This window comes from Moorena sp. SIO3I8 (assembly GCF_010692325.1).
In the GTDB taxonomy this organism is placed as follows: domain Bacteria; phylum Cyanobacteriota; class Cyanobacteriia; order Cyanobacteriales; family Coleofasciculaceae; genus Moorena.
In genome coordinates this window covers 1-12,158 of record NZ_JAAHHW010000062.1, presented here as the reverse complement: position 1 = coordinate 12,158, position 12,158 = coordinate 1, and the positions used below count along the sequence as shown (strand labels likewise).

Below are 12,158 nucleotides of genomic sequence, written 5' to 3'. Positions count from 1 at the left end.
GGTAGTGGTGCGTTACGGGACGGGCTGTCCCAAACACACCCTACGCCACTACTATAAAAATAGCGATCGCATTATAGCTGGACAAGGGTTATAGGGATAGCTTCGGCCACTATATTTTACGAATCATTGAGGAGTGCTATATATTGAAATAATCTCGATTTCCATTACTCGATGCATTGGTTTGGTTGGCTTTTCAGTTGTGATCAGTTGATCTGCTTTAATTTGCAGTGCAGCTGCTACATGAATCGCATCCATCCCAGCTAAACCATAGGTACAGGCAATTTGTTGGGCATTTTGGAGAATTTGCTCTAAGTCAGTTGCCCAATGGTTGACAGCATTAAAGAAGGTTTCGTAAAATTCTGTTTCATCTTGTTGCTTGTTAAAAATTGCTTTAGGCAAGACTTCTAACTGCACGAAGCGACTTGAGGCAAACTCCCGATTTTCATCGTTAAGAATTTGATTGGCTCTAATGCTGATTGACTCAATGCCTTGAAAAGCGGTAATCAGTACACCAGAGTCTATGTAAGTCTTCTTACGAGTCACTCCATCCACCTCGACGTGCAGCCAATTCCAGTTCAATGTCCTCTTCGTTGAGCAGTCGTAAGCCAGCAGCAATTGCTCGTTGTCGAATTTCCCATAATTTTTGGGCTAAGGGAGTTTTTGGTACAAAATCCGATTGAGGGGGTGTTGTTTCTGACTCAGATTTAAGGAGTTCAACAAACTCCAAAACTTTTTGCTGTTTTTCCGGTGCCAGTTCTCGCCAGTGTTTAAGTAGTTCTTCTTCTTTACCCATAAACACCTCCCGATGGAATGATAATTCTATTGTATAGGAATAGGGAACAGCGAATAGGGAACAGGGAATAGGGAGCAGGGAACAGGAATAGGCAAGAGGCAAAAGGCAATAGGCAATAGGGGCAAGAGTTCCGAACTTTCCCCACACCCGACTCCCGACTCCCGACTCCCGACTCCCCAAATTCTCTACCTCGCTTCACCAATAACCGTAAAAGCCGCCCAAGCTTTCGGGTCTGGATTACCATCTCCATCATTGAGCATCGATAACATCGCCTCTCGCATGGCTTTGGCTTTATCGAATTTGTGGGTGTAAATATTCGTGTAAAACTCCGTCATCAACTTGGCCGTATCATCATCAGGCACTTGCCATAAGGACACCACCAAACTGGGTACACCTGCGGCAATCAAAGAACGGGATAAACCAACTACTCCTTCCCCTTTAATCTCACCCCTACCAGTATCACAAGCACTCAGAACCACTAACTTTGCTTTCAATAAGGATTTTTCCGGTCCTGCGTAACCAATCAGAATTTCACGACTGGTGAGAAAGCCATCATGGTCTGGTTCCTCAGGAGCTAATGCGATCGCACCTCGATAATAAATACCATCGACTAAACCATGGGTGGCTAAATGGATAACCGAAGCATTGGCCATTTTTTCCACAATGGTTGATTCTGTTGCTTCTGCTCCAATCAGAGCGGTGGTATTCAGCAATTTAGCAATGGTTAAGGCTTCTGTTTCTGCACCCGGTAGAGCGGGTAACGGTTTTTGTTCCCGTCCTACATTAATTTTGGGCATGGTGGGATTACCCACAATCAATGGTGTTCCGTTGCTGTCTTGGACTCGATGCCAATTTTTACGGGTAAACGACAGGGATTGGATCGAAGGAGCAGTGAGAATGGTATGCTTTTCGATCAGATACTTGTGATTATCATCTAGCAGAGCAGCAAAGGGAACCAGAAATAGTGCTTGATGGGGAATAAAAATAACACGGTCTGATGAGTTTATTGGTAATAAGTCAACAATCGGAGTAATCAGGAGTTGGTAGAGTTGGTTTAGTCGATTAATATCCTTAGGGTTTTGTAGTGAAGCAGCATTTTGATTACCTCGACCTCTGACACCAATTTGCTGACGACTGACTTTGACTAGTTCGGCCAGAGTAGTATCTTGGGGTAAGGTATTACTACGGAAGGTAATCTCACCAGTGGGAGCAATCACCCAAATATAAATTTGGTCATCAACAATGGAATATTCCACCAAAGTGGCTTGTTGTTGTTTAGCAATCTCTTGAATATCTTTAAGAGTAGGAGCTTTGATTTTTTGAGGAGTTTCAGATAACTGTGCCGCTAATAAGTCAATCAGAGCGCGGTTGCGACCCCGTTCGGCAATCTCTAAGGCTTGTCTTGGTTGACCTTGAGTAATCAAGACGTGTTGTAAGAGACGATAGCTGCGAGATTGTTGTTCAAAAATAGAAATCTTCCAATCATCTTCGTTACCGAGGTCTTGGCGGATATCTTCCCAAATTTGAATAGCATCAAACACGTGAGTTTGGGCTTGTTTTAAATGATTCTTTTTTAAGAAGGTTGCACCGATATTATTTAGGGAGCTAGCTTCACCCTTGCGGTTTCCGATTTCCCTAGCAATAGCTAAAGAGTTTTGCTGGTAATCAATGGCTTTTTTATACTTTCCCAGATTATCATATATAATACCCAGACCAATCAGGGAGTTAGCTTCACCCAGGCGGTCTCCGATTTCCCTTTGAATAGCTAAAGAGTGTTGGTGGTAATCAATCCCTTTAAAGTAGTCTCCCAGATTAATGTATACATTGCCCAGATTACCCAGGGAGTAAGCTTCACCCAGGCGGTCTCCGATATCCCTAGCAATAGCTAAGGAGCCTTGGTAGTAATTAATCGCTTTTTGATAGTCTCCCACATGACGGTATGCACTACCGAGATTATTCAGGGAGGCAGCTTCACCGTTGCGGTCTCCGATGTCCCTATCAATAACTAAGGATTTTTGGTAATGATCAATTGCTTTTTGATAGTCTCCCACATGACCGTATGCACTACCGAGATTATTCAGGGAGGCAGCTTCACCGTTGCGGTCTCCGATTTTCCTTTTAATAGCTATGGATTGTTGGTAATAATCAATTGCTTTAGAGTAGTCTCCCAGATGACCGTATGCACTACCGAGATTATTCAGGGAGTTAGCTTGACCCAAGCGGTCTCCGATTTTCCTTTTAATAGCTATGGATTGTTGGTAGTAATCAATTGCTTTTTTATAGTCTCCCAGATTAAAGTATACATTCCTCAGATTATGCAAGGACATAGCTTCACCCTTACGGTATCCGATTTTCCTAGCAATATTTAAAGATTGTTCGAGGTAATCAATGGCTTTTTTTAAGTCTTCCAAATAACCGTATGCACCACCGAGATTATTGAGGGAGTTAACTTCACCTTCACGGTATCCGATTGCCCTAGCAATAGCTAAGGAGTTTTGGTGGTAATCAATCGCTTTGTTGTACTCTCCCAGATTATCGTATGCAAGACCCAGATTAGTCAGGGAGCAAGCTTCACCCAAGCGGTCTCCGATTTTATTTTTAATAGCTATCGATTGTTGGTAGTAATCAATCGCTTTTTGGTACTGTCCCAGATTCTTGTATGCAAGACCCAGATTAGTCAGGGAGTTAGCTTCACCCTTGTGGTCTCCGATTTCCCGATGAATAGCTATCGATTGTTGGTAGTAATCAATCGCTTTTTTGTAGTCTCCCACATGATAGTATGCAAGACCCAGATTGCCCAGGGACTTAGCTTCACTCTTGCGGTTTCTGATTTGATTATAAATCACCAATGCTTGCTGCCAAGACTCTAATCCTTCTGGGAACTTACTGCGACGAAGGTGACTAAGTCCTTGCTTAAATAGTTTGTCCGCCTCTGCTTGATTAATGGCTACTTGAACTATGGCATCCCTAGGGGCTAAATTCCCCTCTTGCTCTGGGCTAACCGTGTTTTGTTCTTGAGCCACTGGTGGTAAAGTGAGGAATCTAGCCAAAACCAGGAGTACTCCAGGGGTGAGGCAGAGAGTGAGAAGTCCCAACCATAAGACGTGCTTAAGTTTCATAATAGGATATTCAATTATTCCCTATTTGGTCATATCTGAGAGATTCCTGAACCTATGCAATGATTCAGGGAGCAGGGAGTAGGGAGCAGGGAGTAGGGAGTAGGGAACAGGGAACAGGGAACAGGGAATAAAATTTAGATGTACCTGACTATACAAGGAAAAACTAATACTCCTCAGACCTACGTCCTACCCTTCACTTATACACTTCAAGCCCAGTTTTTTTGACAGAATGCATAGGTTCGGATAGTTACCAGATAGGTAAGAATGACATTTGGTTCTCTTGTCGGGGGAGATTGCTATATATAGCATTTCGTAGTAAGCGTGAGATACATCTAAATTGTATTCCCTACTCCCTACTCCCTCCTCCCTCATGAAGACCAGCTTAGCCAAATACTGGACACTCAATTATATTAATCGTTTGGGTCAACATCAAACTAAACCGATAGAAGAGGCTAAGGAATTTATCAGTGCCCAAGCTCTTACTTTGTCTACAGGTGAAGACACCATAGACCACGCCCTGATTAGCAGACTGTGGCAACGTTATCACACCCAAGACGACGACCTTGAGCTGGCTGAGGTTTGTCTACGTTGTTTAGTTTCTCACCAAATCAAGGAGGTTTGTTATCAGTTAGTAGAGCAATTTGGTCAGCACCATAATTTTACCATGGATGACCTACTGCCATTAGTCCTTGACCGTTATCCTGAGCCCGATCAAGGCCATAAACTAGGGGGAGATAATTTTATAATTACTTATAGTTTACAAACCTTTGACCCAGATAAAAGTAGCTTATTTTCCTGGACAAAGAGACTAGTGAAAACCCATAGGGAGGTAAAACAATTTTTACTCTACCATGGAATTGAGCAGGTAACGGATTGGTTATTACTGAAACAAACTACTCCTGGTAAACTAAACCGTATTCTATCGGAGTTTCATCAGCTAACTGATCAAGAAATTAACCACTATCGTGAGTTATTAGAAAGTTATCAAACGGTTTATGTACGTCAACTGCAAGCAGAGCGTAATCAAATTAACCAACAACGACAACAACAAGGCTTAGGTAAACTTACAACTCCTTACCCAATTCCTAGGAAAGAGCAATTACAGCTGATAGGACAACTATCTCCAGAAGCAGTGCTTACTGAGTTACAAACCTTAGCTCAGCTAATTCGAGACTATAAACGAAATCGTGGCAGGAATGTCCCCACTCAAGCTTTAGGAAAATTTGAGCATCAATTAGCAGCTGATGATACAAGTAACAATCAGGAGGAAGACGAGGTATTAGCTGCCTATGACCAATTACTACAGGATTGTTTAACTACTGCTATTCAAGAGGTTATTCAAAACCGAGTGACTTATCTAAGTCGTAAACAAAAGCCAAGACATCAGCAATTTTTAGAAGCACTAGATTTATTTCAATGTCAGCATGTTACTATGACTAAGATTGCTGCCCAAATCGGCTTAACTGCTCAATATCAAGTCAGTCGCTTGCTAGACCTGAAAGCCTTTCGGGCTGATATTGCTAGACGCACTTCCGTAAGATTACATCACCAACTCGTGGAGTTAGGCCAAGCCTACGCTTCTGCACAAGAGGTTAAAGAATTAGAGCAACGAATTAGTCAGTTTGTGGAAGAAGAAATTAACCGGATTATGACTGCAGCTATGAAAGAAACCTTTGTTAAAAACCAATACAAACTCTCTAGTAATTTTTCTAGGACTTTATGTAAAATATTAAAAAAGGGAGTGGGGAATCGGGAATCGGGAATCGGGAGTGGGGAGTAGGGAGTAGGGAGTAGGAAAAATAAATTTAACTGGACGTCATTATTATGATCAAAACTGTCGAGTTTGAATTATATCAAAAACTTTTATAGCGTTTTTAATAGCTATGAAATAGAAAGTATTTTTTACCTCTTTACACTTCTGACTTTCCTCTTCCCTGCTCCCTGCTCCCTGCTCCCTGCTCCCTAAAACCAAAGAATTTGTACCTCACCCAATTGAAAACTGCTGTACTAAAAAAATGCTAGATACATCTACAGAACTGATTTCCTTTCCAGCATTAACCGAAACCCTAACGCTGGAATTAGAACAACAACAACAAGCTCTGGATATTGCCAACCAGATAGCGGAAACATCAGGAACATTAGCTATCTATCTCCAAGAGTTAGCCTTACTAGTCTTTGAAGATTGGCTGGAAAAACGAGAGCCAAGTTTACGGGTAGAACGGGCAGCTAATGTTTTAGTAAATTCTGAATTATCTCAAGCTATTGCTAAAGTTATTAATGCTGTGTGTAATCTACAGGTAGGAGATTTCAATATTTGCATTATTCCTAGCTTTGGATTTAGTGACCCCTTCGTAAATCTGCCTCAAGCTATTGTTACTATTCCCCAATTCACTGCTCATTTTTATGTGGTGATTGCCATTGATGATGACTTAGGGATTGCTGGTATTAAAGGGGTAAATCGATACGACCAGTTAGTCAAAGATATTAGTAATCTAGTTGTTGGCTCTGATCAGACTTACGAGCTCCCTTTATCTAGGTTTACTATGAGTGGAGACGACTTACTACTGGATTTACAATGTCTATCTCCTGAGGAAATTCCTTTACCAGAAATACCACAGCCCAGTCAGGATTATATTAAAGACGTAATCGAAATCCTGAATCAACAAGCAATTAATGTGGGACAATGGTTATATAATCAAATTGATGAACTAGCTCAAGAGTTATCTTGGCAACTATTACCAGCACCTTCCCCAGCATTGCGGTTTAGTCGTAACCCAGCCCAAGAATTAGCTGAGATTCTAACTATTATTGATATCGAAATTCCTGCTGCTGCTGTCCGTAGTTATCGAGATTTCCAACTAGCTGGAATTCCACTGCGTCTTTATGCTATAACTTGGCAATTACCCCAGTTTGAACCAGAGGGAGATTGGACTATAGTGCTAATCCTGGGAGCTAGCCCAGGTAATACTCCACCTTCGGGGATAAAATTGCGTATTACTGATTTTACTATGGTCTTGTATCAACAGGAATTGACCACTAATGACGACTATTTATTTACTCAGTTTGTAGGAGCTAATCATGAAAAGTTTCTAGCTACAATTACCACTGCTGATGAAACAGCACAAATGTCGATGTTGTTTGAATTTAAAGGGAGTAGGGAGTAGGGAGTAGGGAGTAGGGAGTAGGGAGTAGGGAGTAGGAAGTGTGGGAAGTGTGGGGCGGGGGCGCGGGGCGGGGGCGCGGGGAGTGTGGGGAGTTAGGGACGGGCTCGCTGTTCTCTGTTCCCTGTTCCCTGTTCCCTAAAACCCAAAGATTTGTACCTCACCTAATTCAAAAACGCTATATAAGTAACATGAAAAGTAATATTTTTAACCTTAAAGTCATCAAAATCAAGTCAGGATGTAACTTTGAGTTATCTTGGGAAAACGGTAAGACTATTGCTGCCATAGTAGATTATCCTCAAGACCTTGATCAAGGTTACCAAGACTGGAAACAGGCTTACATTAATTGTTACAAAAATTTGCGAGGTAAAGTCCCAAAAAGTGGTAGACTTACCGTTATGAAAGATCCGGCTGGCCTGTTGCGGGAAGCAGAAGCTAGGTTTTTATCAATATTTCATAGTTGGTTACGGGATGGAGAGTTATATGAGATTCGTGAGGAAATTGCTAAGGCAGCTACGGATTCGTCTATTAATCGTCGGTATTGGGTTGATATTCTCCTCACCTGTAACTGTCCTGAATTAACTCGCTTACCTTGGGAAGCTTGGGAAATTAGTACTACTACTAGGACGAATTTATCGGGATTCGGAACTATCCGGATTGCTCGGGTTTCTAAAACTATCCATGCTGGAATTAGTCATAATAAAATTATTTATTCAATCCGTCGCCGAGCCAGAGTGTTGGCTATCTTAGGTGATGAAAAAGGATTAGACTTTGAAGAAGACCGCAAGGCGTTAGCTCACCTGTCTAAGCTGGCTGAAATCAAATTTATTGGTTGGCAACCAGAAAAAGACTCTAGTACTCTTAAGCAAGAAATCGTTAAGGAAATTACTAATCCTAGGGGTTGGGATATTTTATTTTTTGCTGGACATAGTAATGAAACTGCCTTTACTGGTGGGGAATTACATATTGCTCCTGATGCGTCTCTAGGGATTCAGGAAATTAAACAATCCCTCCAACAAGGGATAGCTAATGGACTAAAGTTTGCTATTTTTAATTCTTGTGATGGTATCTCAATTGCGGAATCCCTAATTGCTTTAGGGTTACCTCAAGTGGCGGTAATGGCAGAACCTATTCACAATCAGGTGGCTCAAGTTTTTATTGTCCAGTTTCTCAACAGTTTGGCTGAGTATAAGGATGTTCATGAAGCGCTACGGGATGCTTGTGCTTTTCTCAAAGACCAACAAAATCTTACCTATCCTTCTGCTTACCTAATCCCTACCTTATTTCGCCATCCCCAATCAGTACTGTTTCGTTTGGAACCATTTGGTTTAGGGCACAGTCTCAGAAATTGGTTACCTACTAAGAAAGAAGCCCTTTGGTTATCGGCATGGTTAACCGTTAGTTTAATCCCACCTGTTCAGGATTTACTGTTAGAATCTCGTCTTTTGTTACAGGCTGGTTACCGTCAGGTTACTCAGCAGGTGCAGTGGCAAGCTAATCCTTCTCCAGTTCAGTCTCCAGTTCGGTTAGTTCAAATTGATAACAAGTCTCTTAAACAGGACAACGTTAAATTGGTTGATGGCAGGTATATGGATTATGGTTACTTAGCAAGTATATTAGATAAATTAGTTACCAGTAAGGCTCGGATAATTGGGTTTGATTATATCCTAGATCAAGACAAACAACAGCCAGATAATAGTAAACAGTTACGGCAATCAATTACTGAAGCGATTAACAGGAATACGTGGTTAGTTTGGGCAGCAATTGAAGCTGACCATCCTGCTGATTATTATGGGGTGAGTGATCAAATTGCTAACCTCAATCAAACCATGGAGGGAGATATTACAACCTATGATTGGTATGTAGAGTTACCTAGCAATAATTGTGATCAAAGTTGTCCGTTTAGCTATTTACTAGTCCTTTCCTATTGTTTACGTGATCAAGATTCCGGCACTACTCAATTAGCGATGGGATTACCTGAGCTTCAAGACAGTAATCAGAAATTTAGGACTTCAGTGATTGATTTGGTTAATGGTTCCCATACACAAGCCGATACACAAACTAATACACAAGTGGCTTGGTTGGGGAGGGTCAAAAGTCCTGCGATCGCATATTTCTTACAATGGTTTCAACCGATTATTGACTATTCCCTGCCTCCAGAGCAGGTTTATCAAAGAATTTCTGCTTGTGAGTTATTAGGCTCCTGTTCGAGCCCCCTAAATCCCCCAATTCTGGGGGACTTTGACATGATTACCCCCCAAAATTGGGGGGTTAGGGGGGCAAAACTAACTAAGCGTCCTCTAACCTTTAACCAGACCATTGTGATTGTTGCTTCAGGAGGATATAAAGAAGCGGGAGTCGATCAAGAAGGGCAAGATAATAATCTGCTTCCCCTTCCGGTAGCCTTCTGGCGTCGTTCACAGGGTTGGCGAGATTGGTTCGATAGCAAATCATCCTTTACTGGTGGTGAAGCCCATAGTTACATCGCCCACCATCTTTTTTACCAGCATCTGGTAATACCAATTCCTAATACCTTGATGATTTTGCTAACTGCTGTTTTAGGTAAGGGATTTAGGTTAATTAAACAGGATTATCCCGAGCAACAGCAATGGTGGTTTAGCAATCTAGGTAATGCTTGCTTGCTTTGTTGGTTAGTTTATTGCTTGATTTCACTACAAATTTATATCTCTTTGAAGGTGCTGCTACCTACTTTGATGCCTTTAGTAGTGTTTAGGATCTATAGCGTTACGCAAAGGGAGTAGGGAGTAGGGAGTAGGGAGTAGGGAGTAGGGAGTAGGGAGTAGGGAGTAGGGAGTAGGGAATCGGGAATCGGGAATCGGGAACATTATAGCAATTCTTATACTCATGATTACAAAGTTTATCCTGTTAAGGCAAAAGCTAATAGAAAAGAATGGTTTACTGGAATCAAGTTCCCCCCCTGATTAAGGGAATGTTTGAATCGAATCAGCTCCCCCCCTGATTAAGGGAATGTTTGAATCGAATCAGCTCCCCCCCTGATTAAGGGAATGTTTGAATCGAATCAAGTTCCCCCCTTATTAAGGGGGGTTAGGGGGGATCCCTAGTCAAATATAGCAATTATCATAACTGCGATAAATGCTTTATTTAATCATTAACTTATCAGTCAGGAAGCATATTATGCCTAAAATAATTCAGAACAAATCCACACTATTACTAACAATGGTCGTGCTAGTCTGTTCTTCTGCACTGCCTATTAATGCAATAGTAAAAAGACCTCAGTCTGATCAGCAGTTATCCCAGTCTCAAGGCCAGCTAATTACGTTAAAATGGGGTGATATCTGGGAGAGATTGCGAAGGAAGAAAGGTAAAGGGGGCACAAGAGGTAACTCAACAGATGATAATCCTAGCGAGCAAACTCTCTGCATGCTCACCCCTGGTCAGCTATCAGATATTGACCCGAATTCTAATCATAAAGGAAGCTTAGAAATTTGGAGTGAGCAACCCCTATTCCTATGGCAAGGAGAAATGAAAGGTATTGAGGTGCGTAAAATGCGTAGTAATCAACAATTGTGGGAGCAACCTTTAGAGCATACTACTACTAATATCGTTTATCAAGGGAAGCCCTTACAAGCAGGTAAAGCTTACTTTTGGCGGAATACAATTCCTTTAAACGAACTTCCTACTAAGAGAAGTTTTCGTTTAATGAATGACGAAAAGCGTAATCAAATCACCGCTGACTTAACTGCATTAGAAAGTAATCTGAAAGCTCAAGATGCGAGTGCTGATCAGATTGCTCTGAAACGAATTAACTATTTCATCAACAAACAACTTTGGTCAGATGCATTACGGGAAATTTATCTGATGCCTAATCCTCCAGCTGAGGTAACTGATATTCTTGATAAGATTAACAATAAGGCTCATGCTTTTTGTAAGCAGGAGCGGGAATAGGGAGTCGGGAGTCGGGAGTCGGGAGTAGAGAACAGGGAGGAGTGAGGTCTTGGGGTAAAGCTCCAAGACCTTGCTGCATTCCTTTGTCTATCAATCAAACTTTTCTCCTAATAACTTACGTTTTAAATCTGTAGATGAAATTCCTTTATCGTTACCTGATATATAATTTTTCCAAGCTTCTTGACTTTGAACAATTTCTGTGATTGGAATGGTTTCTTCATCTCCTTCTACTTCTATCGCTTGATTAACTAAGACTTTTAATTCATCTAGTAATCGTAGTTGGTCAGAGAGACTAAGAGAATGAATTTGATTAAGTACCTGATTGTAATTTGTCATACTCATAACTTGTAGTGCTGCGCGCAAGGGTTATTAAATTTTAATATAACATAAAAAAAAATACAATTTTTGCTTTTTTGGATTGGAGATGTCTATTTTATATTAAAACTTCGTATGTCTCTGGCAAATTTTTCTAAGTTATGACCTATGCTATATCCCTGAGAACGTCGCCAAGCAATATAAAATCTTAACCTGTCCCAATAATAAGGTATAAAAGGATTCCAAATATCAAATGCCATCTTATTGTGAATTGCTCCAAATCGGTAAGCAATAGAAATCTGATTGCAGAAACTCAGGAAAACTTTTACTTTAATGTGCAATTCAGTATCTTCTTGTAGCTGAAGTAGGCGAGCGTTATCATCATCTGAAGAGTCTAACCAAGCATCCACATCAACCCTTGTTTCAATCATTGAGGGATCACTCAAGTGCTGCATATAAGACATGGTTCTACTGAGCTTGAATTGTCTTAAAGAAACTAGGAAGCCTATTGCAGCCAAAAAAGCTCCGACAATTGATCCAAAATCTACAAGAGTATCAAGCTTCATAATCAAACTAATAGTTAAGCTTATCTTAGTGAAACCTAACTTATATAACGGTTAGCATTTAAATCAATTATACTATAAAATTCCGTATTTTTTATATTGTTTACAAAAATTAATATTTACATAAAGTTGATTACTGGGAATAAAATAGCGCTACCAAAAGTAAAAAAAAATAGCCGTAGAAATACTATCCACGGCTATTTAAATGATCTATGTCAATGAGTTTTCAAACCCAACCTGATGTAATCCGATGTAATTGGCCAAAGGCCAAGCTATAGTA

Annotated in this window: 13 protein-coding genes; 5 read left to right on the top strand and 8 right to left on the bottom strand. The window is 40.8% G+C overall.

Annotated elements, in window-relative coordinates; translation table 11 throughout:
* Positions 1-123 precede the first annotated feature (123 nt).
* The 4 genes from F6K51_RS21750 to F6K51_RS21735 are packed head-to-tail and all read right to left on the bottom strand — an operon-like array spanning position 124 to position 4,068.
* On the bottom strand, positions 124-579 hold the full coding sequence (locus F6K51_RS21750) for a PIN domain-containing protein (protein WP_293024082.1): 456 nt from the start codon (positions 577-579) through the stop codon (positions 124-126).
* A complete protein-coding gene (locus F6K51_RS21745) occupies positions 533-973 on the bottom strand; it encodes a hypothetical protein (protein WP_293024079.1) in 441 nt (146 codons plus the stop codon). Before F6K51_RS21745 ends, F6K51_RS21750 begins: the two co-directional genes overlap by 47 nt.
* Positions 974-978: 5 nt before the next feature.
* Entirely contained in the window at positions 979-3,912 is a 2,934-nt protein-coding gene (locus tag F6K51_RS21740) for a CHAT domain-containing tetratricopeptide repeat protein (RefSeq protein WP_293024077.1), read from the bottom strand.
* 21 nt (positions 3,913-3,933) lie between these two features.
* The gene (locus F6K51_RS21735; protein ID WP_293024074.1) at positions 3,934-4,068 is read right to left on the bottom strand and encodes a hypothetical protein; all 135 of its coding nucleotides are present in this window, start codon (positions 4,066-4,068) and stop codon (positions 3,934-3,936) included.
* A gap of 65 nt (positions 4,069-4,133) precedes the next feature.
* On the opposite strand from F6K51_RS21735, the gene F6K51_RS21730 reads away from it, so the two are divergent.
* The 4 genes from F6K51_RS21730 (at position 4,134) to F6K51_RS21715 (ending at position 9,835) form a co-directional block, all read left to right on the top strand.
* Positions 4,134-4,286 (top strand): hypothetical protein, encoded by a 153-nt coding sequence (locus F6K51_RS21730; RefSeq protein ID WP_293024072.1) that lies wholly within the window; start codon positions 4,134-4,136, stop codon positions 4,284-4,286.
* Positions 4,283-5,692, top strand: a complete 1,410-nt coding sequence (locus tag F6K51_RS21725; RefSeq protein WP_293024070.1) for a hypothetical protein — start codon at positions 4,283-4,285, stop codon at positions 5,690-5,692. The genes F6K51_RS21730 and F6K51_RS21725 overlap by 4 nt, the downstream gene beginning before the upstream one ends.
* 235 nt (positions 5,693-5,927) lie before the next feature.
* Positions 5,928-7,076 (top strand): DUF1822 family protein, encoded by a 1,149-nt coding sequence (locus tag F6K51_RS21720; RefSeq protein WP_293024068.1) that lies wholly within the window; start codon positions 5,928-5,930, stop codon positions 7,074-7,076.
* 38 nt (positions 7,077-7,114) lie between these two features.
* Positions 7,115-9,835 (top strand): CHASE2 domain-containing protein, encoded by a 2,721-nt coding sequence (locus F6K51_RS21715; protein WP_293024066.1) that lies wholly within the window; start codon positions 7,115-7,117, stop codon positions 9,833-9,835.
* On the opposite strand, the gene F6K51_RS21710 is transcribed toward F6K51_RS21715, so the two are convergent.
* Positions 9,794-9,940, bottom strand: a complete 147-nt coding sequence (locus F6K51_RS21710) for a hypothetical protein (RefSeq protein ID WP_293024064.1) — start codon at positions 9,938-9,940, stop codon at positions 9,794-9,796. The genes F6K51_RS21715 and F6K51_RS21710 overlap by 42 nt on opposite strands.
* Positions 9,941-10,229: 289 nt before the next feature.
* Here F6K51_RS21710 and F6K51_RS21705 point away from each other — a divergent pair, with 289 nt between their 5' ends.
* Positions 10,230-11,000 (top strand): hypothetical protein, encoded by a 771-nt coding sequence (locus tag F6K51_RS21705; protein ID WP_293024061.1) that lies wholly within the window; start codon positions 10,230-10,232, stop codon positions 10,998-11,000.
* Here the strand turns inward: F6K51_RS21705 and F6K51_RS21700 are convergent.
* The 3 genes from F6K51_RS21700 to F6K51_RS21690 form a co-directional block, all read right to left on the bottom strand.
* Positions 10,957-11,094, bottom strand: a complete 138-nt coding sequence (locus tag F6K51_RS21700) for a hypothetical protein (RefSeq protein ID WP_293024058.1) — start codon at positions 11,092-11,094, stop codon at positions 10,957-10,959. The genes F6K51_RS21705 and F6K51_RS21700 overlap by 44 nt on opposite strands.
* Positions 11,091-11,363: a hypothetical protein gene (locus tag F6K51_RS21695; RefSeq protein ID WP_293024055.1), complete on the bottom strand. Its 273-nt coding sequence runs from the start codon at positions 11,361-11,363 to the stop codon at positions 11,091-11,093. The genes F6K51_RS21700 and F6K51_RS21695 overlap by 4 nt, the downstream gene beginning before the upstream one ends.
* 65 nt (positions 11,364-11,428) lie before the next feature.
* On the bottom strand, positions 11,429-11,881 hold the full coding sequence (locus tag F6K51_RS21690; RefSeq protein ID WP_293024052.1) for a hypothetical protein: 453 nt from the start codon (positions 11,879-11,881) through the stop codon (positions 11,429-11,431).
* Positions 11,882-12,158: the final 277 nt, after the last annotated feature.